The organism is Microvirga sp. 2MCAF38, assembly GCF_052115485.1.
Taxonomy (GTDB): Bacteria; Pseudomonadota; Alphaproteobacteria; order Rhizobiales; family Beijerinckiaceae; genus Microvirga.
Genome location: NZ_JBFRGU010000001.1, coordinates 668,144 through 693,207, shown reverse-complemented (window position 1 = coordinate 693,207; position 25,064 = coordinate 668,144). Strand labels below are relative to the sequence as shown.

The following is a 25,064-nucleotide window of genomic DNA, read 5'->3' as shown; positions in this document are numbered from 1 at the left end:
TTTTGGAAAGGCGGGTTCCCACTTTTCCAGCACATGCTTTAAACAAGATCAACAGTACTCTCAGAGGATGTCTTCATGTTCATGGCCAGCCTTGCGGCGGCAATTGCCGGTTTCGGCCTGCTCGCCCTGCGACTGGGCGGAGTTCCGTTCTCGATCCTGGTGCCTGTTGCCATGCTCGGTTTGGCGGGGGCCCTGTTCCTGTCACGGAGCATGCCGAAGTACCTGAGGGTCTTCCTAGCGGTGCTTGCGGGAGCGGAAGCGCTTCTTGTCCTGCTGCTTTTGGCGGACTCGCTTGGTGTCGTGCCCGAAGGGTTGAGCGGATATGTTCCGCCGGCCTCCATGCCCGTCGGCGCGACGATCTTCGCCTTCATCATTTTCGGTGTGTCGCGAATTCCGGTGATCCACACCATCATGAGGATCGCCGACCGTTATTTCGATTCCGCGACAGCGAGCGAAATTCGCGTGCCCCTGATCGGAACCGTGCGTGCGACCGAGGGCATCATCGGCTGCGCATTGCTGGCCTTCCTGATTATCATCAATCTGTTTCAGGTCGCGCTGAATGTCCGGCTCAACTTCTTCGGACGCGATATGTTCAATGCGTTGCAGGAGAAGGACGCGGGCGCATTCTGGTATCAGCTTTTCTGGGTGTTCGTCCCATTGGCGAGCGTTTTCATTACAACCGCTCTCGTCGAGATCGTTTCGCAATATGTCTTGCGTATCCGCTGGCGCACATTTCTCAACGGGCTTTACGTCCGTGAGTGGCTGGGCAACGGCACGCATTACCGCATGCAACTGGTCGGACGCGCAGCGGACAACCCCGATCAGCGTATCGCGGACGATCTGCGCAGCTATATCGACCAGACATACACTTTGTCCGTCGGGTTGCTGAATCAGTCCGCGACGCTTGTCTCATTCATCGCGATCCTTTGGTCCTTGTCGAGCGGCTTTACTCTGCCGGGGACTGATGTGCCCGTTCCGGGCTTGCTCGTGTGGGTCAGCATCCTCTATGCGCTCGTCGGCACTTGGCTTACGCACGTCATCGGTCGCCCACTCATCGCACTCTACTTCCAGCAGGAAAGAGTGGAAGCCGATTACCGCTTCTCGCTCGCGCGCCTGCGCGAATATACGGAGCAGGTGGCCCTCCTCGGCGGCGAGGAAGCGGAGCAGGAAGCGCTTCGCAATCGCTTCAACATGATCGTTCGCAACTTCATGCAGATCGTTCGTCGTGTGATGCGGTTGAACGTTTTCCAGTCGGCCTATGGCCAAGCCAATGTGGTGGTGCCCTACATTCTGACCGCGCCGTATTTCTTCATCGGCAAAATCACACTCGGCCAGATGCAGCAGACGGTCGGGGCTTTCTCCAGCGTCCAGGGTGCGCTCGATTTCTTCATTACGTCGTACTCCACGATCGCGAACTACAAAGCCGTCATCGATCGTTTGACGACCTTCGAGGCCGCGATCCAAGCCGTGCAGCATCGCGGTGCGGTGGGCGAGCATGTTGCGCTTGTAAGATCGTCCAACGGCGATCTTGGTGTCGAAAATCTCAAGGTGTCGCTCCCGGACGGGCGCGCCCTGATGCGTGCCGACAACGTCGTCTTCCGCCAGGGCGAGACGACGCTGCTGACCGGTCCCTCCGGCTCGGGCAAGTCCACTCTGTTCCGCGCCATCTCCGGCATCTGGCCCTTCGGCCATGGGCAGATCATGGTGCCCGATGGGCAGTCGATGATGCTGTTGCCGCAGCGGCCTTACATTCCCATGGGCTCGCTTCGTGCCGCCGTCACCTATCCCGGCAGCACGGGGGAATATGACGATGCGACCATCAGGGACGCGTTGAAGGCCGCCAAGCTCCCCGCGCTAGTCGACAGGCTCGATGAGGAGCGCGCCTGGGCGCAAAGTCTCTCGCTTGGCGAGCAGCAGCGCCTCGCCATCGCCCGCGCTCTCCTCGCAAAACCCGATTGGCTTCTTCTGGACGAAGCGACGGCGGCCCTCGACGAGCCGACCGAGGCCGAGATCTATCGGATGCTGAAGGAGCGCCTGCCGCGGACGACTATCGTCTCCATCGGCCATCGCTCGACGCTCGCCGCTTTCCACGACAGGCGCATCGATATGCAGGCGATGGAGGACGGGCTTTATGCACCGGTCGAAAAGCGTCAGCCTGAAGCGGTTGCTTGAGAAGGCGGTTCCGGGCTCCACGGTCCGGAATGATGGACGAAAATAAAAAGGGACGCCGAAGTGGCGTCCCTTTTTTTCATTCGCTGAAAACTTGGTGCGTCAGAGCATGCGCTCGAAGCGCAACTCGCCCGACTGGGTCTGGATCACCAGAGTCGGGCCCTGCATGTCCCATTTGCCTGAAGTGCGCAAAGCCACGAAGAAGTCGTGCTCGTTGGCCATCACCGTCTTGTCGCAGGACTTCTTGGTGATCGCGAGGGGGCCGACCGCGATATTCTGATCGCGCAGCGGATAGGCCGTCGCAGCATAGGTGTTGCAGCCGCCGAAGCCACGGGCGCGCAATTGGTCGTCGAGGCTGAAGCTCGGCTTATCGCCCGAGAAGGGTTTGCCACTCAGGCTCACTGCGAGCCAGGACGAGCCGAGCGGGAAGACCTTGGCCCTTTCGCCCGGCTTGAAGACTTTGTTCTCAAGCTGGCGCGTCTGACCCGGCCGCCCGATAGGGGCTTCCTGGGCAAAGGCTACAGGGATCACCGCGAAAGTGGCGAGAAATGCGGTAAGGCGAAGCGCATTCATCGGGACCTCATCATCGAAAAGTGTCGGGACCATAAGGGGATGCGCGTGAGGAGGCAACGCCTACCGAGCATCTCCGGCCGATCCTTTAATATTCAACCTGAAGACAGGATGAAAGGGTGTGTTCAAGGGCACGTTCAAGTTTGAGCGAGGCGTCGCAAGAGCTTTTCGGACAGTGGATTGGTGCTGCGGAACAGGTAGTCGAAGGTCCGGACCGTGATGTCCTGCGCATCGAGTGCCTGTAATCCCGCGACCAGTTCGAACACCGCGCCGGCCTTGCAATGCAGCACCACCTCCCGGCCTTGCGGCAGGCCATAGGGGAGGCTCGCACCCAGATTCTGCACCAACGTGGTGAGGCCGGACACGTGATTGGGGTGCAGGGAGGCTCGAACCTCGCGGCTCGTGCGCGCCTCCTCCTCCGCCGCGATCCGGGTCAGGACGGCGGTGGCGGCCGCACGGGCGCGGTCCGTCCAGGGCGCTTTGAGGGAGGCGACGAGATTGGCTTCCGAGCGCAGCATCACGCCGTCGTCCAGAATTTTCAGGGCGTTGGCCGTGAGCGTCGTGCCGGTGGTGGTGATATCGACGATCAGTTCCGCCGATCCTGCCCCCGGCGCTCCTTCCGTTGCGCCCAGACTCTCCACGATCAGGTAATCGGCGATGCCATGGTTCGCGAAGAAGCGACGGGTCAGATTCACGTATTTCGTCGCGACACGCATCTTGCGGCCGTGCCGGGCACGAAGATCGGCGGCGACCTCATCGAGATCGGCCATGGTGCGTACGTCAATCCAGGCCTGAGGCACGGCAACAACCACATTGGCGTTGCCGAAGCCGAGCGGGGTCAGCAATTCGACGGTGCCGTCCGCGTCCGGGATCTGCTCGCGGATGAGATCCTCGCCGGTAATGCCGAGATGCGCCGTCCCGTTGGCGAGCTGGCTGACGATCTCGGAAGCTGAGAGGAACGCGACCTCCACATCCGGCACGCCCGCGAGCCGTCCGCGGTAATCGCGTGCACCGCGCGACTGGGTGAAGACGAGGCCTGCGCGCGCGAAGAACGCGGCGGCGTTTTCCTGTAGGCGACCCTTGGAGGGAACCGCGAGGATCAGAGGAGAACCGGTCATGTCAGGGTCTCCCCACGATACGGTCGAGCCAGAAGGAGCAGCCCACGGCCGGAATTTCCTGCGCGGCGCCGAGATGCTGGAGCAGGCGGTCGTAGCGGCCTCCGCCGACCACCGGCTTGCCGTCATCGCGGTGCGGATCCTGAATTTCGAAGATGAAGCCCGTGTAGTAGTCGAGATTGCGGGCGAAGGTCGCGGCAAACAGGAAGCGCCCCACATCAAGCCCACGCGCCGCCATGAAGCCGGTGCGCTCTTCAAACGTGGCGATGGCGGCGGAGAGGTCGAGACCTGCATCATTGGCCAAGGCCCGGATCATGCCAGCCGCCTGATCCGGGTCGCCCTTGATGGCAAGATAGCGTTCGAGAACGCCGCGCGCCTCGTCGGAGAGGCCGGAGCGGTTTCCGGCGCGGGCGAGGAAACGCTCAGCGATTTCGCCGGCGCTGCGGCCGCCGACGCGGGCGATGCCCGCAATCGAGAGAATGTCTTCCACGAAGGCCTTGGCCGCCTGCGGGGCCTGGCCTTCGATGGCCGCGAGGAGCCCGGCATATTCGGCCTGAGCCTGTCCGTCCGGTTCGCCCAACGAGTCGAGGCCGTTGCCTGAGACGATAGCGCGGATCACGCGCCGCTTGGCAGCGGGGGAAACGCCCAGGGCGTCGATCAGGTCGTTCAGAAGGCCCATATCGCCGAGGCGGACCCGGCAGCCGGTCAGGCCCAGCTGGTCGGTGCCCTCCAGCGCGAGGCCGAGCACTTCGGCATCGGCGGCGGTCGTGTCCACGCGCCCGATGGATTCGATGCCCGCTTGCAGGAACTCGCCGGTCTCGTTGGGCCGCATGCGGAAAACCGGGCCGCCATAACTGTAGCCGCGCGGGGTCGCGCCGTGCTCACCAAGATGCTGAAGACAAACGGGAATCGTATATTCCGGGCGCAGGCAAAGCTCCTGGCCTGCAGCGTCCTGCGTCACGAACATGCGCCGCCGGATATCCTCGCCCGAAAGATCGATAAAGGTGTTGGCCGGTTGCAGCACAGGCGGCTCGACGCGCGTGTACTCCTCGCGCTCGAACAGCGCGATGAGCGCGATGGTGGCTTCGGTCTCCGTCACTGGCTTCGCCCTTCGTCCGGCACACACGGTGCCGTCTTGTCCTTATGGCAGAGGCGTCCAACCTCGCCGGTCATTGCTCTAGCAACGCCGGGAGGGGAAGGCGACCATTTTCGGTTGAGAAAGTGAACGGGAAGAGGGGAGAGCTACGATTCGCCGGGTTCGTCCGTCCCGGAAGCGAAGGCTGCGGATGAAGGGGCGGGCAGGCCGGAGGCCCAGGCAAGGGCGGGCTCGCGTTCATTCTTGCCGAAGAGGCGAATCTCAATCCCTGGAATGAGATGGTTTTCGAGGCGAATGACCGTCCGCAGCCATTCCTTGTCGGTCACGACGGCGATGCGGTGAAAGCGCCCCCATTGGCGAAAGTGGCCCAGGCTATAGCGCAGATCCTTGATGAAGGCTTCCGCCGTCATATCGGTGAAATCCATCATGTCCGCGTAGAGACCGATCTTGTCGTGGCGTTCCAGCGCTCGCTCGACGGTGGCGGTGACGCCATCGAGATCGTCTCCGGTTATCGTCCCGGAGACGCGCATGGCCACCACGTGATCGGCCGATGGAATGATGTCGATCATGTCAGGTCTCGGGATCTTTCGTCGATCGCGGCGCCTTTTTCGATGTCTTGCGTTTGCTGTGGTCTGTCGCGAGATGCGCATATTGCGGAGGGTTGGAGCCTCGGCTTCCCCCGCTCGCCTTGCGGGTCGACTTGCGGCGACGTGGGGCCTCGACCATTTCCTCATGCTCGCCCATCAAAGACGCGGGTAGGAGATGGCGCGCGGCGTCTGCGACAACCCCGGCAACTGTGCCGGAGGCCGTGATAGCATCGCGCGCGGCATGGGCTCCCGTTTCTGCAAAGGCCTTGCCGGTGTTTCTAACGCGGCGCGAGCGGGTGATCGCTGCCGCCGCTGCGCCCGCCGCGGCAATGAGGGCATCGGCCAGGATTTCGCGACCGAGATCGGAATTCATCAGATCCTTGACCGGCGCGAAGTTGCGCAAGGCCTTGGGGAACTTCAGGGATTTCAAACCCTTGTCGCTCTCTGCCTTCGTGACTTTCTTGGCTTTGCTCGGAGCCTTCTTCGTTTTCGCTTTCGCCTTCGCCATAACTGTCTCCTGATGGTCAAGCTTCAGGGGAACAACCCGCCCGGGCGTGAATGGGTTCCAGCGTAGGCGTTGGGCTTTTGGTCGCTCCGAGTGGAGAGCGACGGAATTTCTCTCGAAGCGCGAAGCGTCTCCAGCGCACGCTGGAACCTCCTTCGAGACGCGGCTTCGCCGCTCCTCAGCGATGAGGTTTGCCAGTGTGAATCCGGCGTTTCGGCTTATCCGAAATGGCGTGCCAAAACGTCTCGAACGGCGTCGACGAGCTTGTCTTCCGTCACTGAGAACTGCGCCGGGCGCGCCGCCTTCCACTCCGCATTCGAGGCGATGGCCTCGGCGGCCTTCGCGCCTTCGATCAAGTCCTTGATCTCGACCTCGCCACGCTCGCGTTCGTTGGAGCCTTGAATGATGACGCAGGGGCTCTGCCGCTTGTCGGCATATTTCATCTGCGCCTTCATGCCGGATGAACCGAGATAGAGTTCGGCGCGAATACCAGCCTTGCGCAGGGCCGCGACCATGCGCTGATAGGCGGCGATCTGGTCCTTATCCATCACCAGCACCACCACCGGACCGGGCTTTTCCTGACCCGAGACGATGGGGCTCTTCACCATCTGCAAAGCGGAGAGCAGGCGCGACACACCAATGGAGAAGCCGGTTGCGGGGACGGGCTCCGGACGGAACCTGCCTACGAGCCCGTCATAGCGCCCGCCGCCACCGACCGAGCCGAACCGCACGGGGCGTCCATCCTCGTCCTGGACCTGGAAGGTCAGGTCCGCCTCGTAGACAGGGCCGGTATAGTATTCGAGGCCGCGCACGACGGAGGGGTCGATCGAGACACGGTTTTCGTAGCCGGATGCGGCGACCAAAGCCGCGATCTCGGCGAGTTCATTCGCGCCTTCCTCACCGCGCGCCGAGCCAGCGACGACCTTGCGCAGGTTGTCGATCGTCTCCGCGCCGGTTTGGCCTTTCGCCTCGGTGAAGGCGAGCACCCGTTCGATGGCGTCCGGTTGAAGTCCGGCGCCTTTGGTGAAATCGCCGCTCTCATCCTTGCGGCCGGGGCCTAGCAGAAGACGCACGCCCTCCGGTCCGAGGCGATCCAGCTTGTCGATGGCGCGCAAGACAACGAGACGCTGGCCTGCGTGAGCATCGCCACCGAGGCCAATGGCCTCCAACACGCCGTCGAGAACTTTCCGGTTGTTGACCTTGATGACGTACTGACCGCTCAGGCCCAGATTATCGAGCGTATCCGCCGCCATCATGCAGATTTCCGCATCCGCCGACACGGAGGGCGCGCCCACCGTGTCGGCGTCGAATTGCATGAATTGACGGAAACGGCCCGGACCCGGCTTTTCGTTGCGGAAAACCCAACCGGCGCGATAGCTGCGATAGGGCTTCGGGAGGGCATCGAAATGCTCGGCCACATAGCGCGCCAGCGGCGCGGTCAGGTCGTAGCGGAGCGACAGCCACTGTTCGTCATCGTCCTGAAACGAGAACACGCCCTCGTTCGGGCGGTCCTGATCGGGCAGGAACTTGCCCAGCGCGTCGGTATACTCGACGAAGGACGTCTCGACCGCCTCGAAGCCGTAAAGCTCGTAGGTCTCGCGAATCTTCGCGAGCATCCGCTCGGTCGCCGCAAGATCGGTGGGACCACGGTCGGCGAAGCCGCGCGGGGCGCGAGCCTTGATTTTGTCAGGCTTGGACATGGGTCAGAAGCAGTCGCTTAAGAGGAAAAACGTGTCCGGTCCTAACCTGCGGAGCGGGGAGGGGCAAGGGTCGAGCAGTCTTTGCTCGTTGTTTACTGTCATGCCCGGCCTTGTACCGGGCACCCACGTCTTTTGGCTAAATGGTGGGAGGAAAGACGTGGATGGCCGGGGCAGGCCCGGCCATGACGTACTCAGGTCTAGATAGGGGGCTAAGCCACAGCCTTGATCACGCGGCCGAGCTTGTCCACGATCTCGCCGATCTGTTCCTCGGTGATGATGAGCGGCGGGGAGAGGGCGATGGTGTCGCCGGTGATGCGCATCATCAGGTCGTGCTCGTTGAAGCCACGATCCATGGCATCAAAAGCGCGGCGACCCACCGCATCCGGATGGGAGGCCAGGTCGATGGCCGCGACGAGGCCGATGGTGCGGATATCGAGGATGTTCGGCAGGCTTTTCAGCGAATGGATCGCATCCGCCCAAACCGGCTCCAGCGCCTTCGCTCGCTCGAAAAGTTTCTCGTCGCGGTAGATGTCCTGCGCTGCGAGTGCCGCCGCGCAGGCGAGAGGATGGCCGGAATAGGTGTAGCCGTGGAACAGCTCGATGGTGTTCTCTGGCCCCTTCATGAAGGCGTCGTAGATGCCCTTGCGGACAAGAACGCCGCCCATGGGAACGGTGCCGGAATTCACGCCCTTGGCGAAGGTGATCATGTCCGGGACCACCCCGTAACGCTCGGCGGCAAACGCCGTGCCGAGGCGGCCGAAGCCTGAGATGACCTCGTCGAAAATCAAAAGGATACCGTGTTTGTCGCAGATCTGGCGCAGGCGCTGCAGATAGCCTTTCGGCGGCGGCAGCACCCCGGTCGAGCCCGCCATCGGCTCTACGATCACGGCGGCGATGGTCGAGGCGTCGTGCAGCGTCACGATGCGCTCGAGATCGTCCGCAAGATGTGCGCCCCATTCAGGCTCGCCGCGCGAAAAGGCTTGCTCGGCGCGGTTATAGGTGTGAGGCAGGTGGTCGACGCCTGCGAGAAGCGAACCGAAGAACTTGCGGTTCGAGACGATACCGCCCACCGAAATGCCGCCGAAGCCGACCCCGTGATAGCCGCGCTCACGGCCGATCAGGCGCGTGCGGCTGCCCTGGCCGGAGACATTCCAATAGGCAAGAGCGATTTTCAGGGCCGTATCGACAGCCTCCGAACCGGAATTGCAAAAGAACACGTGGTCGAGATCGCCCGGTGCGAGCTGGGCAAGGCGCGAGGCGAGGGCGAAGCCGCCGTTGTGGCCAAACTGGAAGGCCGGTGCATAATCGAGCTCGCTCGCCTGTGCCTGAATGGCCGCCGTGATTTCATCGCGGTTATGACCCGCATTGCAGCACCACAAGCCCGCGGCTCCGTCGATCACTTCGCGCCCGTCCGGCGTATAATAATACATGCCCTTGGCGCGGCTGATCATGCGGGGGCTCGCCTTGAAGGACCGGTTGGCCGTGAACGGCAGCCACCAGGCCTCCAGATCGTTGGGCGAAGGGAGGTCTACGGGCGCTTTCGAGCTTGCAGTCATGATGGTCGCTGTCCTGGAACTGTTCGGGCGGCCTCTTGTGACGCCGCCTAGCGGAAGCAACGTTAGCAGGGCCCTGGTGGCGGCAAAAGGGCTGAGGGTGAAGCTCTGGTCTTCGCTGTGCTCAGGGTCGTTTTGGTTGACTTGCGCGGCGCGAGCGCCTACCCGCCGAGGCGAACCCGTTCAATGCGAGACACCATGACCGCGTCCCAGGATCCCATTCTCGTCGAAGGCATCCAGCCCTTTTCCGGGCGCTACGATCTCATCTTGTGCGATGTCTGGGGTGTCCTGCACAACGGCGTTGCGGCTTATAAAGCAGCCGGCGAGGCGCTGACGCAGTTCCGAGACAAGGGCGGCCGGGTCGTTCTGGTCTCGAATGCGCCCCGTCCTGGTGCGTCCGTCGGTGAGCAACTCGACGGTTTCGGCGTGCCGCGTTCGGCCTACGATGCCATCGTCACCTCGGGCGATCTGACGCGGCTCGCCATCGAGGCGCGGGTCGATCAGGTGGTGCACCATATCGGCCCGGCGCGCGACATGCCGATGTATGACGGGCTTAACACGCGCTTCGGGACCATCGGGCAGGCCGAGTATGTCGTCTGCTCCGGTTTCGAGAATGACGAGCTTGAGACGCCCGAGACTTATCGCGAGCGCCTCGAAGAGATGAAGGCGCGTGATCTCTTGATGATCTGCGCCAATCCCGATCTCATCGTCGAGCGCGGCCATACCATCGTGCCATGCGCTGGTGCGCTCGGGGTCGCCTACGAGGCCATCGGCGGAAAGGTCTATTACGCGGGCAAGCCACATGCGCCGATCTACGAGCGCGCGCTTGCCGTCGCGGCGGAATTCCGTGGGCGCGCTATCTCGAAAGAGCGTGTTCTTGCTGTGGGTGATGCCATCCGCACCGACATTGCCGGAGCGGCTGCTTTCGGCATCGACTCGCTTCTGATTGCGCGGGGCATTCATGCCGCCGAGCTTGGGCTGCATCACGGGCCGCTCGTCTCGCAGCACGTGCAGGATTGGATCGACCGGCAGCCGGTCAAGCCGCAGGCCGTGACCGATGCGCTTGCCTGGGCCGCTTGACCGTTAAGGCGAGTTTCGACAGGGTCGCGCCCGGAAGAATCCACTCTTGATCATGTCCTTGTCCGCACCCGAGAAGACCGCCTTCATCGTTTGTCGCGATGGCGATGCCGTGCCGCCGGCTCTGACCGGAGCGCTTGCCGCAATCGGCAATTTCGACGGTGTGCATCGCGGGCATCGCTCGCTGATCGAGCGCGCAATGCAGGCAGGCCGTCCGAGCGCGGTGGTGACGTTCGAGCCGCACCCGCGTCTCTTCTTCCAGCCGGACAAACCCCATTTCTGCCTGACGCCGGAACCTGTGAAGCTCGCGATTCTGCAACGGATCGGGCTGACGGGTGTTTTCATTCGCCGCTTCGATCAAGCGCTGGCCTCGCTCTCGGCTGCAGCGTTCGTTGATCTTCTGGCGAGCGAGCTGAAACTCTCCGGTGTGGTGGTGGGACACAATTTCCACTTCGGACGGGGCCGTGAGGGCACCCCCGCCGTCATGGCCGAGCTTTGCCGCGCGAAGGGGCTCGATTGCATCGTCATGCCCGCCATCGGCGAGGAGGGTGAGCCCGTCTCATCGAGCGCCATCCGCTCTGCGCTGGAACAGGGTGATATCGCGAAGGCCAACAAGCTTCTGGGCTATCGCTGGGTTGTGCGCTCGGACGTACGTCACGGTGATAAGCGCGGGCGCGTCCTCGGCTACCCCACTGCGAATATGAGCCTCTCCGCCGATTGCCGGCTGCGGCACGGCATTTATGCCGTGCGAGCGGCAACGGCAGTCGGCGTCTTCAACGGCGTCGCCAGTTTCGGCCGCCGCCCGACCTTCGATAACGGCGCGCCTCTTCTCGAAACCTTCCTGTTCGATTTTACGGGTGATCTCTACGATCAGATGCTTTCCGTCGAATTCGTCGGATTCATTCGGGGCGAGGAGAAGTTCGAAAGCATCGAGGAACTGATCGCGCAGATGGATCGCGATTCAGTGGATGCGAAGCGGATTTTGCGCGTTGATAAAACGCTGTCGATGATCGACTAGAGCATGATCAGAACAAGTGGAAACCGGTTGTTCGCCCGGATCATGCTGAATCAAAAAATCTAGAACTTTGCCTTGAGAGCCTGCGCCGCAGATGCGTAACCGCCCATCGCGCCGTCCACGAAATGGATGTGATCGCTGCGGGTCGCCGAGGGTACGAAGCAGGTCATCAGGGCGGCATCCTGCCGGTGCAATCCGAAGCGCACAATGCCCTGCCGTTCCGCTGTCGTGAGAAAGCCTTCCAGCCTGTCGGCGAGTTGGGGCGTGCAATCCAGCGTCATGCGCAGGCCGTCGTCGAATTTGCGGAAATCGGTGTTGTCGACGAGCTGGCGGCGGTAGCGGGCCGGATCGAATTTGCCGACGCGCATCCCGAGTTTGAAAATGGCGGAAGAGGCCAAAATCCGCAAAAGCAGCAACGTTCTTCGCGGGAAAGACGAAGCGCCCAGGGCCTTGGCCTCCAGCTCGAATCCGACCGGCGGCCAGCGAAGAGCCGGAAGCCTGGACGGGCTGGGCCGCGCCGCTTCGGATCCATTCTCGACCATCCCCAAGACGCCCTCGATTGTCTTTTCGAACGCCGCCATATCGTCGGTTGCCGGAACGACGATGATGGAAAGAATGACGCCACGTTCCGCCTTGATCTGGTCGAAGCGACAGGACAGGCCCGTCAGGTCAGGGCGCGCGCCCTGCGGGCCGGGCGGGACGGCAAAGGCGCCAGCCTTCATTTGCTGCTCGGCGAAAGCAAGACCGCCGCCGGTGAACATGGCGTAGGAGACATCCGGGGATGCGCCGAAGCGCGCGACTCGGATATCGACGCCCTGGGACCGCAGTTCCGCGACGCTGACGAGGGCGACCCGCAGGTCCAGGTCAAAGTCGTCCCGCACCCAGGCCGCGACCTTGGACAGGATCTCGCGCGCGAGCCCGCCTTGCTCGGGCGGCAGGGCGAAGCTCGCCCCGTCACCGCCGAAGACGAAGGGGAAGTCGTTATCTTTCAAGGCATTGGCCATTGCCACGATCACGGCGGCCGCAGCGGTATTGACCATCTTGTAGCGCCCCGCCGCGATGGCCTGGGTGGAGCGCACGATATCCGAAAGCCCGATCACCCAATCATCGGGAAGGGGCATGTAGATGCTGGGGTCCGTCAAACGCGCGAAACGGTCGAAAATCGGAAGCGCACCATAGAAATTTGCGCTTCCGGTCCTGACTGTCGTGGCGATCGCCATGCTCACGATCCCACCCCCTGAGGTTCTAGGCAGCAGGCTTTCCTTCGGGCGCACCGCGATCCAGAAGGTCGGGGAGAGGATCTCCGTCGGCGACGAACCGCATGGAGACGGAGTTCATGCAATAGCGCTCCCCCGTGGGCGGCGGGCCGTCATCGAAGACGTGTCCCAGATGGCCCTCGCAGCGGGCGCAGCGGATTTCCGTGCGGACCATGCCGTAGCTCGCATCGCGCACGAAGGCGATGTGGGCGCGGTCGATGGGATCGAAGAAGCTCGGCCAGCCGGTGCCCGACTCGAACTTGGCCCCGGAGCGGAAAAAGGGCAGCCCGCATAGGCGACAGACATAGGTGCCGACTTCCTTGGCAGCGTTGAAAACGCCACAGAAGGGCCGTTCCGTGCCGTGATCGAGCAAAACCCGGCGCTCCTCCTCATCGAGATCGGCAACAAGATGCTGGTATTGATCGCGTGTGGGCGGCGTCAAATCGAACCCGGCTTGGGAACGTTGTCCCGTGAAGGAGGTGGAGGAGGTCATGGGGCTCTCTTTACGATGATCCGCAACTTAACTCTGAATCGTTGGTTTGCATTGGGTCTTTTTCAAGGGGTTTCTTGCCTCGGCGGCGCTTTATTCTCTCCCCTGACACTGCTAAAAGGCTCGCCATGCTCGTGGATTTTCAGGCATCGCGCGCGTTCGGCGCTTCCATTTCGCGAATTATCGGCCCGGCCCTCGCTTAAAGGCGAAGGTCCGGGATCAAGCCGCATCGCCCTTAACCTATGCCTGATGCGCCGCGCATAATGCGGGCCATCCAAGAATGAACGATTGTCATGACCGATAAGACCGAAGCCGCCGCGCGCGACTATTCCGAGACGCTTTTCCTGCCGCAGACGGAATTTCCCATGCGGGCCGGGCTGCCTGCGCGGGAGCCGCTGCTCCTGCAACGCTGGAACGAGATCAAGCTCTATGAGCGCTTGCGTCAGGTTCAGAAGGGCCGCAACCGCTTCGTGCTTCACGACGGCCCTCCCTACGCCAACGGCAACATCCATATCGGCCACGCTCTCAACAAGCTGTTGAAGGACATGGTCGTGCGCTCGCAAGGCATGCTCGGCTTCGATTCCAACTACGTCCCGGGCTGGGATTGCCACGGCCTGCCGATCGAATGGAAGATCGAGGAGGAATATCGCGCCAAGGGCAAGAACAAGGACGACGTGCCTGTCGTCGAGTTCCGCCGTGAATGCCGCGCCTTCGCCGAGAAGTGGATCAACGTGCAGCGCGAGGAGTTCAAGCGTCTCGGCGTCGAGGGCGATTGGGCGAACCCTTACACCACCATGGCCTTTGATGCGGAAGCGCAGATCGCCCGCGAGATCATCAGCTTCGCCACCAGCGATCAGCTCTATCGCGGTTCGAAGCCGGTTATGTGGTCCTCCGTCGAGAAGACGGCGCTCGCCGAAGCCGAGGTGGAGTATCACGAGAAGACTTCCACCACGATCTGGGTGAAATTCCCCGTCGTGAAGACTCTCGACGGCGATCTCGACGGCGCGTCGGTGGTGATCTGGACCACGACTCCCTGGACGATCCCTGCGAACCGCGCCGTCGCCTATGGCGCGGATATCGGGTACGGCCTCTACAAGGTCACTGAAGCTGCCGCCGACAATTGGGCGAAGGTGGGCGATCGCCTTATCCTCGCCGACAAGCTCGCCGCCGATGTGTTCTCCGCCGCACGCGTGACGGGTTACGAGCGCATCAAGGATGTGCTGCCGGTGATGATCGAACGCTGCGCGCATCCGTTCCGTGGCATTGAGGGCGGCAACGGCTATTGGGATTTCGACGTCCCCATGCTGCCGGCCGATTACGTGACCGACGATGCCGGCACGGGCTTCGTGCACACGGCTCCCGGCCACGGCGCTGACGACTACGTCACATACCTGAAACACCGCGCGGTGTTCGAGGCTTGCGGCACGAAGGAAGTGCCGCACACGGTGTCGCCGGATTCGTCCTATTTCCCGAATATCCCGCTTTTTGCGGGCGAGCGCATCTATGACGACAAGGGAAAGGATGCGGGCGCGAACGAGGCGGTGATCAAGAAGCTTGTCGAAGTCGGCGCGCTCATCGCGCGTGGGCGCCTCAAGCACCAGTATCCGCATTCCTGGCGCTCGAAAGGTCCGCTGATCTTCCGCAACACCCCGCAATGGTTCATCGCCATGGACAAGCCGCTGAACGGCGAGGGCGATACGCTCCGCCAGCGCGCGCTGCATGGCATCGAGACCGTGCAATGGGTGCCGGTCTCCGGCGAGAACCGCATCAACGGCATGATCGAAAACCGTCCCGATTGGGTCGTCTCCCGTCAGCGCGCCTGGGGCGTGCCGATCACGGTCTTCGTCAAGAAGGGCACGAACGAAATTCTCAAGGACGAGAAGGTCAATGCCGCCATCGCTGACGCTTTCGAGAAGGAAGGCGCGGATGCGTGGTATGTCGATGATGGTTCGCGATTCCTGACAGCCGGGGGCTACGACGCGAACGATTTCGAGAAGGTCGGCGACATTCTCGACGTGTGGTTCGATTCAGGCTGTACTCACGCCTTCGCATTGGAGAAGCGCCCCGACCTGCATGTAAAGCGCAAGGTCGATGGCGGGCCGGATCAGGTCATGTATCTCGAAGGTTCGGACCAGCATCGCGGCTGGTTCCATTCCTCGCTGCTCGAAAGCTGCGGCACGCGTGGGCGCGCGCCTTACGACATCGTGGTCACGCACGGCTTCACGCTCGATGAGAACGGCCGCAAGATGTCGAAGTCGTTGGGCAATACGATTGCCCCGCAGGACATCATCCGCGAATCCGGCGCCGATATCCTTCGTCTCTGGACGGCTTCCGTCGATTACTGGGACGATCAGCGCATCGGGCCGGAGATCATCAAGACGACGGCCGAGACCTATCGCAAGCTCCGCAACACGATCCGCTGGATGCTGGGCTCTCTGCACCACTTCCACGAGAGCGATAAAGTGGCGATGGCGCAGATGCCGGAGCTGGAGCGTTTCGTGCTGCATCGCCTCACCGAACTCGATGGCGAGATTCGTGAGGCTTACAGCACGTACGATTACAAGCGGGTGATCGCGCTGCTCAACTCGTTCATGACCACCGATCTGTCGGCGTTCTATTTCGACGTGCGCAAGGACGCGCTGTATTGTGATCCATTGTCGAGCAAGGTCCGCAAGAGTGCGCTCACCGTCATCGACCAGACCTTCCGCTGCGTGGTGACCTGGATCGCACCGATCCTCGCCTTCACGGCGGAGGAGGCCTGGCTCGCGCGTTATCCGAACGCCGAGTCCGTACACCTCGAAACCTTCCCGGAGGTACCCGCCGCATGGCGGAACGATGCGCTTGCGGATCGCTGGTCGAAGATCCGCCGCGTGCGCCGCGTGGTGACAGGCGCCCTCGAAATCGAGCGCGCGCAAAAGCGCATCGGCGCGAGCCTCGAGGCCGCGCCGATTGTCTCCATCGCCGATGCGGATCTGTTGCAGGCTGTGCAGGGGCTCGATCTCGCTGAGATCTGCATCACCTCCGGCATTCGGGTCGTGGAAAGCGAAGGCCCCGCCGACGCTTTCCGCCTGGACGAGGTGAAGGGCGTCGCCGTTGTGCCGGGTCTGGCCGAGGGCAGGAAGTGCGCCCGTTCGTGGAAGGTCTCGACGGATGTAGGCGTGGACCCGGATTATCCGGACGTGACCCCGCGTGACGCCGCGGCCTTACGCGAATGGGACCACGCGAGGGCTGCGGCATGAGCGAGGCGCCTGCTCTGAAACAAAAGCGCTCTCCGGTCTCCGCGGGACGGATTACCGCAGCCCATCTCGGGTTCGCGGCCGCGCTTTTGACCCTGATTCTCGATCAGGTCACGAAGGTCTACACGCTCTTCGTCTTCGATCTTCCGGTGAAGGAGCCCCTCGTTCTGGGCCCCTTCCTCAATCTGATCGTCGTCTGGAACCGAGGCATTTCCTACGGCCTGTTTCAGCAGAGTTCGGACCTTGGGCGTTGGATCCTGATCGTCGTCTCGATCATTGCGGCCATCGGACTTTCGTTCTGGATCCGTAAGGCGACGGGTCGCCTTCTGGCCGTCTCGCTCGGCCTGATCGTGGGCGGCGCGATCGGCAATGTCATCGACAGGCTCGCCTATGGCGCGGTCTTCGATTTCATCCAGCTTCACGTAGGATCATATTCCTGGTATGTCTTCAATGTAGCCGACGCGGCCATCGTTGCAGGCGTCGTCGGACTGCTTTATGACTCTTTTCTGTTGGAAAAGCGCCGTTCCCGGTAGTACGACGCAGGAAAGCGTCCGTCTGCCATATGTTCGCCAGAATAGGCTATCAGGCGTTCCAACAGAATTTTGAGAACCAGGTGGGTGCCATGAAGGCTTTGAAACTCTTTGCTTGCGCGAGCGCTCTCACGCTCCTTGCGGCCTCCGGCGCGATGGCCGAGGAGGGCGTTGCCATGAAGAGCCTTCTTGGCAGCATCGGCATCATCCCCAAGGAAAAGCCGCCCATCAATTACCATGAGCGGGCCCCGCTGGTTCTGCCGCCGAAGATGGACTTGCGTCCGCCTGTTCCCGCCAACGGCGTCGAGGCCAATGCCAATTGGCCGAAGGATCCCGACGTGCTGGCCGCCCGAAAAGCCGCCGCCGACGCCCGGACACCTTGGACGGATTCGGAACTGTATAAGAACAGCGAGGGCAAGCGACTTTCCGTCGAGGAAATGCGCAAGTACCGCAATCCGAACAACTATGTTCATGGTGGCCCGACCGGCCCCGTCGGCGGTCAATCCGACAAGAGCATTATGAGCCCGGACGAACTGCGCTCCTTCGAAAAGAAGGACGACGTGAAGCTCGCCGGCGACGGGTTGGAGCGCCGCTATCTCAGCGATCCGCCGGCTCCGCTGTTGAAGGCCGCCCACGGCGCACCGCTGAAGGCATCTGTTGATCCGATGCCGGTTGTCGATCCCGACAGTCCGCTCGGCTTCATCATGCAGCAGAACAAGAATTAACGCGCTGGCCTTTCGCGCGTCGATTTATCGAGACCTCCGCCAAGGAAGATCGTGTCGCACCTTTAAGGCGCGCTGCTATGCTTGCGTGTTGTTGAAAACCCTTTAAGCCGTAGGAAATTCCTATGGATAAACCGGATTTTGCCAAGGTTGATGATGATGGATGCAGCCGTGAAGCTTGAATTGCGCACCGAAGCCCCCTTGAAGGGGCGCACGGAAGGCGGCGGGCCGGACGTCTCCTCCTTCACCCTCGACAACGGTCTCGATGTCGTGGTCATTCCCGATCATCGCGTGCCGGTCGCGACCCACATGGTGTGGTATCGAAACGGCTCGGCGGATGATCCGCTCGGACAATCCGGAATCGCTCACTTTCTCGAGCACCTGATGTTCAAGGGCACCGAGAAACACCCGGCGGGCGAGTTCTCGAAAGTCGTCTCGTCCCTTGGCGGCCAGGAGAACGCGTTCACCTCTTTCGATTACACCGCCTACTTCCAGCGCATCGCCCGCGAAAACCTCAAAACCATGATGGAGTTCGAGGCGGACCGTATGTCGAACCTCATGCTCGAGGAAGCAGTCATCGCGCCTGAGCGCGACGTGGTTCTCGAAGAGCGCCGCATGCGTGTCGAGACAGATCCATCCTCGCAGCTTTCCGAAGCCATGGCGGCCTCGCTCTTTCTACACCATCCTTACGGGATTCCGATCATCGGCTGGATGCATGAGATCGAGAAGCTCGATCGCGCTCATGCCCTCGATTATTACAAGCGCTTCTATGCGCCTGAAAATGCAATCCTGGTCGTCGCGGGTGATGTGACGACCGACGAGGTACGCCGCCTGGCGGATAACACCTATGGCCGCGTTGCGCCGCATGGCGCGCGCCCTGTGCGCTTCCGCCCGCGTGAGCCGGAGCCTGTTGCCGCACGCCACCTCACGGTGGCCGATCCAAAGGTCGAACAGCCGACTTTGCAACGCCTCTATCTCGTACCGTCCTCCGGCACCGCCGATGGTCGCGATTGTCATTCGCTCGATCTTCTCGCCGAGGTGATCGGTGGTGGGCCGACCTCTTATCTCTACCGCAAGCTCGTGCTGGAGCGCGGTCTCGCGGTGAATGCAGGCGCCTGGTACATGGCCTCCGCTATGGAGGAAACCCGCTTCAGCGTTTACGCCGTTCCGGCTCAGGGCGTCTCCCTCGAACAGCTCGAGGCGGCTCTCGACGAGACCTTGAAGCAGATGGTTGCCGAGGCGCTCGACTTCGATGCCATCGAGCGCGCCAAGACACGTCTCGTTGCCGAGTCAATCTATTCGACCGATAGTCAATCCTCGCTTGCACGCATCTACGGTTCGGCCCTCGCCATTGGCGAGACCATCGAGGACGTGCGCCGCTGGCCAACCGAGATCGAGGCTGTCCTCAAGGACGATCTCGCCTCCGTCGCCGAGCGCTTCCTGTTGCTGCGCCGCTCGGTCACCGGGTATCTGAAATCGGCGTCGTGATCGACGCTGGAACGTTTCTCGGTTCGGTTGAATCGGAAGGCGTTCTAGAAGTTCTTATTTATGCATTTTCTGATGCAGAACCGCTGCGGAAAATGCTCTAGCTGAACGGGATCTCCATGACCGCTTCCGTCGAAACCATGTCCGCGTCCCCGACAAAGGTGATGGCGCTGACCTCCCCCGGTGGGGTCGAGGCCTGGCATGTCGAATCCGATGTCGTGCCGCTGATCGCGGTCGCCTTCACCTTCGACGGCGGCTCCGCGCATGATCCCGTCGACAAGCCCGGCGTCGCGCAGATGTTGTCGCGTCTGCTCGATGAAGGCGCGGGCGAGTACGATTCCGACGCCTTCCAGGAACGCCTCGCAGCGCGTGCCATCGAGCTGTCGTTCAACGCGGGTAACGACGCCATCGGCGGTTCGCTGAAGACGCTGGTGAAGCATGCGGACGAAGCGTTCGAACTGTTGCGTCTTGCGCTCGCCGAGCCGCGCTTCGATCAGGAATCCATCGAGCGCGTTCGCGCACAGACCATTGCCGGTCTGCGCTACCAGCAGAACGATCCCGGCGTCATGGCGACCCGTCGCTTCTTCGAAGAAGGTTTTGCCGGACACGCTTATAGCCGCCCCACCGGTGGCACCATCGAGAGCGTTTCGGCGATCACCCGCGACGATCTCGTCATCATGCACCGCGCCCTTATTGCGCGCGGCCGGGTGAAGATCGCGATTGTCGGTGCCATCGATGCGACACGTCTGTCGCATCTCCTCGACAAGGTTTTCAGCACGCTGCCGCAACCGCAACCTCTGACCGTAATCGAGCCGACCGTGCTGCAAAATCGCGGCTCGCGTTTCATCGTCGATCTCGACGTGCCGCAATCCGTCATTCGGTTCGGCACGACGGGCATCCCGTGGCGCGATCCGGATTTCATCCCCGCTTATGTGCTGAATCACATTCTCGGCGGCGGTGCATTCACCTCGCGTTTGTTCCAGGAAGTTCGCGAGAAGCGCGGCCTTGCCTATAGCGTCGGCTCCTCGTTGGTGAGTTATCGCGCGGCGGCCATGACCTGGGGCTATACGGCGACGAAGAACGAGCGCGTCGGCGAATGTCTCGACGTGATCACCGACGAGATGATGCGATTGAAAGACGAAGGCCCGTCCGACGACGAGTTGCAAAAGGCGAAGGACTACCTCGTCGGTTCCTACGCGCTCGGTTTCGACACCTCGACCAAGATCGCGCATACGCTGGTGCAGATCGCTTATGAAGGCCTCGGCATCGACTATATCGCCCGCCGGAACAACCTCGTCACGGCGGTCACGCAGGATTCAATCCGCCAGGCGGCGGAGCGCACCATTGGCGACGGCAAGCTGCTGACGGTGATCGCGGGACGTCCGACGGGGTTGTAAGCCCATTTCAACAAAGAAAGAGGGTCTTGAGGCCCTCTTTCTTTGTTGGGTGGCAGATCTCAAACGACGAAGAAATCCGCGTGTGTAAGTTTCAAGCCCTTGGTGAGCTTGGCGATCTCGACCGCTTTGCCCGCGCCGGAACCGTCGGCGTCGTAAAAGAGCGAGCCGGTTTTCTTGTTGTAGATGACGTGGTCGTTCTTGTCCCTCGCGTTCTCGCCGACGACGAAGAACTTCTTGCTCAGCATTCTAGGATTTGAGACGCTGCCCGCTCCGAGCTTTTTGAATACAGCATCGTCGAGCCAGACATTGTCGATCTTCGGGGTAAAGTCGATGATGTCGACATTTGTCTTCGAATTCGGTTTCGTGTCGAATACGAAGACGTCTTTCCCCGCAATGCTGGTGCCAAACCAGATGTCACCGGCCCGATATTCTCTATTGGGCATCGGATAGTAGGCGTGGTTTGTCGGATTAGCCTTGGAGGAATGCGCTATCATGATCTCGGTGCTGAGGTAGCCCGAGGTCGTTTCGATGAACGTCAGGTTGGTGAAGCCCTCAATGGGCGTGAGGGTCATCCACGGCGTGGAACTGCTACTGGAACCATGATGAACTCCCGTATGGCTTGCACCGCCTGCGCTGAGATGGGCCCGAAATCGAACTGTGGCTCGCTATAGCCGCCGTAGGGCGAGGCATATTCCGAAGCGCTCTGTGCGAAGGAATATCGCAGGGTGTTGCAGTCCCAATGCCAGCCTGAGAGGACACCATCGATGTAGGGGTTTCCGGTCCTTGTCGGATCGTAAGAATTGGTTGTCAAAGCCATTCTCCGGAAATGTAACGTTGTTGTATATTGTGTTGTCGGCTTGACCACAAGGGAACGGGGTGTGGTGTGGCGAAGACGATCTCGCTCTGCCGTAACGCTGAGAGGGTAGCGTTGCGCCAACCTTCACCACCTAGCCCTCGCGCCCGCTCTGACTTAATGTCGCGCTCCCTTCCTTCGAATCGGAGCATTCGCATGCCCCTGCAGCAATCGATCGACCTGGCGCTGGCTTCCAATATTGGCGAGGGTGGCCTGCCGCAGACGGCGGTGGACGCCGCCTTGACGGTGGTTGGCAAAGCCATGAAGCGCCTGGCCGAGGATGACGCGACCGGGCGGTTGCCCCTGCTGCACATGCCACGCACGACAGACGATCTCGATGCGATTCGAGAGGCGGCAGCGTGGTTGCGGAAGGACGCGACCGATGTGGTGTTTCTCGGCACGGGCGGATCGAGCCTCGGCGGGCAGACGCTGGCGCAGCTGAAGGATTATGCGGTGCCGGGCGTCGGGCGCTTTGCGGACGGGCCGCGCGTCCATTTTCTCGACAATCTCGACCCGATCACCTTCGATCACATTCTTCATCGCCTGCCGCTGTCCTCCACGCGCTTCGTCGCGATCTCGAAGTCCGGCGGCACGGGCGAGACCCTGATGCAGACCATCGCGGTGCTGAGCGCCCTTGAAAAGGCGGGACTTCGGGCCCAGCCGGGTGAGATGTTCCTCGGCCTGTCGGAGCCACGGAAGGCGGGTGGCAAGAACGCGCTTCGCGATCTGCTGGAGCCGGAAGGCGTGCGGTTCCTCGAACATCACACCGGCATCGGCGGGCGGTATTCCGTGCTGACCAATGTGGGCCTTCTGCCCGCCGCCGTGCTCGGCCTCGACATCGCGGCGATCCGTCAGGGCGCGACAGACGCTTACGAGCCTTTTCGCGCTGGCCGCGCGGCTGTCGATGCGCCTGCCGCGATGGGCGCGGCGCTCAACGTCGCCATGGCGCTCGAAGGCAAGAACACCACTGTCACCATGGCCTATGCGGATCGGCTCGAGCGCTTCACCCGTTGGTGGGTACAGCTCTGGGCCGAAAGCGTGGGCAAGGACGGCAAGGGCTCGCAGCCCGTTGCCGCCATCGGCCCGGTCGATCAGCACAGCCAGCTCCAGCTCTACCTCGCTGGACCGAGCGACAAGCTGTTCACGATCATGACGACCGGCGTTGCCGGTCTTGGTCCAGTCATTGACGAGAAGCTCGCGCAGCGCGCGGGCGAGCCAGGTTTTGCAGGCAAGCGCATCGGCGATCTCGTCGCCGCACAAGGGCGCGCTACCGCCGATACGCTCGCCAAGAACAGCCGACCGACCCGGCGCATCCATATCGAGAAACTCGACGAGCGCGCGCTCGGCGAACTCCTCATGCATTTCATGCTGGAGACGATTCTTGCCGGCTACGCGCTCGGCGTCGATCCGTTCGACCAGCCTGCGGTGGAAGAGGGCAAGATCCTGGCGAAGAAGTATTTGGCGCAGGCGAAGTAGGACTGACGCATGGCCGTTCGCCGTCTCGATCCGATCCTTGTCGACCGCATCGCCGCGGGCGAGGTGGTGGAGCGCCCCGCTGCCGCCGTGAAAGAGTTGGTCGAGAACGCTATCGACGCGGGTGCGACCTCGGTCGAGGTGACGGTTGAGGGAGGCGGGCGGCGGCTTATCCGTGTGGTCGACGACGGACACGGTATGACACCGGACGATCTGGAACTCGCCATCGAACGGCACGCCACGTCCAAGCTGCCGGATGGCGATCTCTTCTCCATTCAGACACTGGGCTTTCGCGGCGAAGCGCTGCCCTCCATCGGTGCGGTTGCGCGACTTTCCATCGTGACGCGCACAGCCGATGCAGAGACCGGATCCTCCATCGTCGTCGAGGCCGGCGTGAAAGGTCCGGTGCGGCCTGCTTCTGCGCCGAAGGGCACGCGTATCGAGGTGACGGATCTTTTCGCCGCGACGCCTGCACGTCTCAAATTCCTGAAGAGCGACCGCTCGGAAGCGCAGGCGGTTGCGGAAATCATCAAGCGTCTCGCCGTCGCGAATCCTGAAATCCGCTTCACGTTGTCGGGCGAGCATCTGACGTCGCTTTCCTATCCGCCTGAATCGGACGGGGAGCTCGGTGCGTTGCGCCGCCTGTCGCGCGTGCTTGGCGCCGAGTTCAACGACAACGCCATGTCCATCGACGTGGAGCGCGAAGGTGTACGCGTGCATGGCTTTGCGAGCCTGCCGACATTTCATCGGGGCGCATCGACCCATGTGCATTTCGTGGTCAATGGCAGGCCCGTGCGCGATAAACTGCTGCTCGGCGCTGTGCGCGGCGCTTACTCCGATGTGATGGCCTCCGATCGCCATCCGGTTCTCGCGTTGATGGTCGATCTCGATCCGTGCGCGGTCGATGTGAACGTGCATCCCGCGAAAACGGAAGTGCGTTTTCGCGATCCGAATTTCGTGCGCGGGTTTGTCATCGCCGCGATCAAGGAGGCGATCACCCGCTTCGGCTTTCGCTCCGCGACAACGGGAGGGACGCGCACGCTGGAGAACCTGCGTCCGCAAGGTGCGCCGCTCCCGTCGCGCGGCTTCTCATCCTCGCATTATCGGCCCACACCGATCCGCCCTGCCGATGCTTTCTCCGGCTGGCAGGCTCCGCTTGATCAGCAACCGCGCACGGCAGGACTTGCAGAAGCGCAGAGCACGCTGCCGGACATCGCGTTTCCTTCCGCCGACAGTCGCGCGACGCTCACGGAGCCCGATCCCTTTGCCGAGGAATCGCCACTCGGCGCGGCGCGCGCGCAGATCCATGGTACATACATCGTCGCGCAGACGCCGGACGGTATCGTCATCGTCGATCAGCATGCGGCCCATGAGCGTCTTGTCTATGAACGCTTGAAACGCGAGCGCGCCGCGTCCGGCATCGGCCGGCAGATGCTGCTGATCCCGGAGGTCGTGGATCTCGATCCCGTCGATGCTGATCGCGTGTTGGCGGAAGCCGCGACATTGGAAAATCTCGGTCTCGTGGTCGAGGGCTTCGGTCCCGGTGCACTTCTCGTACGAGAGGTGCCGTCAGCGCTTGCGGGCGGGTGCATCAAGGCGCTGGTGCAAGATGTGGCGGACGCGCTCACCGAGTGGGGGCAGGGTGCGAGCTCGCTCGAGGCGCGTCTCGACGCCGTTCTCTCCCGCATGTCCTGCCACGGCTCCGTCCGCGCCGGCCGTCGCTTGAAGCCGGAAGAGATGAACGCACTCCTGCGCGAGATGGAAACAACACCCCTGTCGGGTCAGTGCAACCACGGCCGCCCGACCTACGTGGAACTGAAACTCGCCGATATCGAGCGTCTGTTCGGGCGGCGTTGACTCTCCGCCGGAAGGGTGACGGATTGCCCTGTTCGATCATAGAGGTTAAGCGCCCGCGTTCTGCCGCTAATGTCGGCGCATGAAGCACGCTGCAGCCTTTATCCTCTCGTTGTTTCTCGCCCTCGCCATAAGCGAACCTGCTCGCGCGCATCGCCCTTATTATTCGCAAGTCGAAAAAATACGCCTTCCCGACGGACAGATTGGTGAGGTGAGACTGCTTCATGGGGATGGAGTTTTCTTTAAGGATCCTGTTCGGCCGATCATCGTGGATGAAAAGAGGCGCTTCATTGCGCGTGGCCCCAGATTCTATTCGCTCGTGGTCTCTTGCGATCCTGAGCATCTCTGCATTGTTGTCGATCTCTGGACCGCAAGCACTCT

Annotated in this window: 21 protein-coding genes; 10 read left to right on the top strand and 11 right to left on the bottom strand. The window is 62.1% G+C overall.

From position 1 onward, the window contains the following. Positions 1 to 75 precede the first annotated feature (75 nt). On the top strand, positions 76 to 2,172 hold the full coding sequence (locus AB4072_RS03270; protein WP_441965464.1) for an ABC transporter ATP-binding protein/permease: 2,097 nt from the start codon (positions 76 to 78) through the stop codon (positions 2,170 to 2,172). 99 nt (positions 2,173 to 2,271) lie between these two features. Here AB4072_RS03270 and AB4072_RS03265 read toward each other — a convergent pair whose 3' ends face one another. From AB4072_RS03265 to AB4072_RS03235, 7 genes are all read right to left on the bottom strand, one after another. Beyond that, complete coding sequence (locus tag AB4072_RS03265) at positions 2,272 to 2,742, bottom strand: META domain-containing protein (protein WP_441965463.1); 471 nt, start codon at positions 2,740 to 2,742, stop codon at positions 2,272 to 2,274. A gap of 134 nt (positions 2,743 to 2,876) precedes the next feature. Continuing rightward, positions 2,877 to 3,857 (bottom strand): ATP phosphoribosyltransferase, encoded by a 981-nt coding sequence (hisG, locus tag AB4072_RS03260; protein WP_441965462.1) that lies wholly within the window; start codon positions 3,855 to 3,857, stop codon positions 2,877 to 2,879. Position 3,858: 1 nt separating this feature from the next. Next, positions 3,859 to 4,953: an ATP phosphoribosyltransferase regulatory subunit gene (locus AB4072_RS03255; protein WP_441965461.1), complete on the bottom strand. Its 1,095-nt coding sequence runs from the start codon at positions 4,951 to 4,953 to the stop codon at positions 3,859 to 3,861. A 143-nt stretch (positions 4,954 to 5,096) separates the two neighbouring features. After that, positions 5,097 to 5,519: an STAS/SEC14 domain-containing protein gene (locus tag AB4072_RS03250; protein ID WP_441965460.1), complete on the bottom strand. Its 423-nt coding sequence runs from the start codon at positions 5,517 to 5,519 to the stop codon at positions 5,097 to 5,099. A 1-nt stretch (position 5,520) separates the two neighbouring features. Further along, a complete protein-coding gene (locus AB4072_RS03245; protein WP_441965459.1) occupies positions 5,521 to 6,045 on the bottom strand; it encodes a hypothetical protein in 525 nt (174 codons plus the stop codon). Positions 6,046 to 6,260: 215 nt separating this feature from the next. Continuing rightward, on the bottom strand, positions 6,261 to 7,742 hold the full coding sequence (hisS, locus tag AB4072_RS03240; RefSeq protein ID WP_441965458.1) for a histidine--tRNA ligase: 1,482 nt from the start codon (positions 7,740 to 7,742) through the stop codon (positions 6,261 to 6,263). A gap of 209 nt (positions 7,743 to 7,951) precedes the next feature. Next, positions 7,952 to 9,298 (bottom strand): aspartate aminotransferase family protein, encoded by a 1,347-nt coding sequence (locus AB4072_RS03235; RefSeq protein ID WP_441965457.1) that lies wholly within the window; start codon positions 9,296 to 9,298, stop codon positions 7,952 to 7,954. Positions 9,299 to 9,493: 195 nt separating this feature from the next. On the opposite strand from AB4072_RS03235, the gene AB4072_RS03230 reads away from it, so the two are divergent. After that, positions 9,494 to 10,375, top strand: a complete 882-nt coding sequence (locus tag AB4072_RS03230) for a TIGR01459 family HAD-type hydrolase (protein ID WP_441965456.1) — start codon at positions 9,494 to 9,496, stop codon at positions 10,373 to 10,375. Between the two features lie 52 nt (positions 10,376 to 10,427). Next, positions 10,428 to 11,390: a bifunctional riboflavin kinase/FAD synthetase gene (locus AB4072_RS03225; protein WP_441965455.1), complete on the top strand. Its 963-nt coding sequence runs from the start codon at positions 10,428 to 10,430 to the stop codon at positions 11,388 to 11,390. A 59-nt stretch (positions 11,391 to 11,449) separates the two neighbouring features. On the opposite strand, the gene AB4072_RS03220 is transcribed toward AB4072_RS03225, so the two are convergent. Both AB4072_RS03220 and msrB read right to left on the bottom strand, forming a co-directional pair. Next, positions 11,450 to 12,607, bottom strand: a complete 1,158-nt coding sequence (locus AB4072_RS03220; RefSeq protein ID WP_441965454.1) for a DUF3095 domain-containing protein — start codon at positions 12,605 to 12,607, stop codon at positions 11,450 to 11,452. 25 nt (positions 12,608 to 12,632) lie between these two features. Further along, positions 12,633 to 13,136 (bottom strand): peptide-methionine (R)-S-oxide reductase MsrB, encoded by a 504-nt coding sequence (gene msrB / locus AB4072_RS03215; RefSeq protein WP_441965453.1) that lies wholly within the window; start codon positions 13,134 to 13,136, stop codon positions 12,633 to 12,635. Between the two features lie 290 nt (positions 13,137 to 13,426). On the opposite strand from msrB, the gene ileS reads away from it, so the two are divergent. From ileS to AB4072_RS03190, 5 genes are all read left to right on the top strand, one after another. Then, positions 13,427 to 16,372: an isoleucine--tRNA ligase gene (gene ileS, locus AB4072_RS03210; protein ID WP_441965452.1), complete on the top strand. Its 2,946-nt coding sequence runs from the start codon at positions 13,427 to 13,429 to the stop codon at positions 16,370 to 16,372. Between the two features lie 50 nt (positions 16,373 to 16,422). Then, on the top strand, positions 16,423 to 16,902 hold the full coding sequence (gene lspA / locus AB4072_RS03205) for a signal peptidase II (protein WP_441965727.1): 480 nt from the start codon (positions 16,423 to 16,425) through the stop codon (positions 16,900 to 16,902). Between the two features lie 89 nt (positions 16,903 to 16,991). Then, positions 16,992 to 17,624, top strand: a complete 633-nt coding sequence (locus AB4072_RS03200; protein ID WP_441965451.1) for a hypothetical protein — start codon at positions 16,992 to 16,994, stop codon at positions 17,622 to 17,624. Positions 17,625 to 17,780: 156 nt separating this feature from the next. Next, positions 17,781 to 19,109 carry a M16 family metallopeptidase gene (locus tag AB4072_RS03195; RefSeq protein ID WP_441965450.1) on the top strand — a complete coding sequence of 443 codons (1,329 nt, stop codon included), beginning with the start codon at positions 17,781 to 17,783 and terminating at the stop codon, positions 19,107 to 19,109. Between the two features lie 137 nt (positions 19,110 to 19,246). Next, positions 19,247 to 20,503 (top strand): M16 family metallopeptidase, encoded by a 1,257-nt coding sequence (locus tag AB4072_RS03190; protein WP_441965725.1) that lies wholly within the window; start codon positions 19,247 to 19,249, stop codon positions 20,501 to 20,503. A gap of 59 nt (positions 20,504 to 20,562) precedes the next feature. On the opposite strand, the gene AB4072_RS03185 is transcribed toward AB4072_RS03190, so the two are convergent. Both AB4072_RS03185 and AB4072_RS03180 read right to left on the bottom strand, forming a co-directional pair. Further along, positions 20,563 to 21,075 (bottom strand): hypothetical protein, encoded by a 513-nt coding sequence (locus AB4072_RS03185; protein WP_441965449.1) that lies wholly within the window; start codon positions 21,073 to 21,075, stop codon positions 20,563 to 20,565. After that, complete coding sequence (locus AB4072_RS03180; RefSeq protein WP_441965448.1) at positions 21,072 to 21,314, bottom strand: hypothetical protein; 243 nt, start codon at positions 21,312 to 21,314, stop codon at positions 21,072 to 21,074. The genes AB4072_RS03185 and AB4072_RS03180 overlap by 4 nt, the downstream gene beginning before the upstream one ends. Positions 21,315 to 21,512: 198 nt before the next feature. On the opposite strand from AB4072_RS03180, the gene AB4072_RS03175 reads away from it, so the two are divergent. Continuing rightward, on the top strand, positions 21,513 to 22,832 hold the full coding sequence (locus AB4072_RS03175; RefSeq protein WP_441965447.1) for a glucose-6-phosphate isomerase: 1,320 nt from the start codon (positions 21,513 to 21,515) through the stop codon (positions 22,830 to 22,832). Positions 22,833 to 22,841: 9 nt separating this feature from the next. Further along, complete coding sequence (gene mutL, locus AB4072_RS03170; protein WP_441965446.1) at positions 22,842 to 24,686, top strand: DNA mismatch repair endonuclease MutL; 1,845 nt, start codon at positions 22,842 to 22,844, stop codon at positions 24,684 to 24,686. Positions 24,687 to 25,064 lie beyond the last annotated feature (378 nt).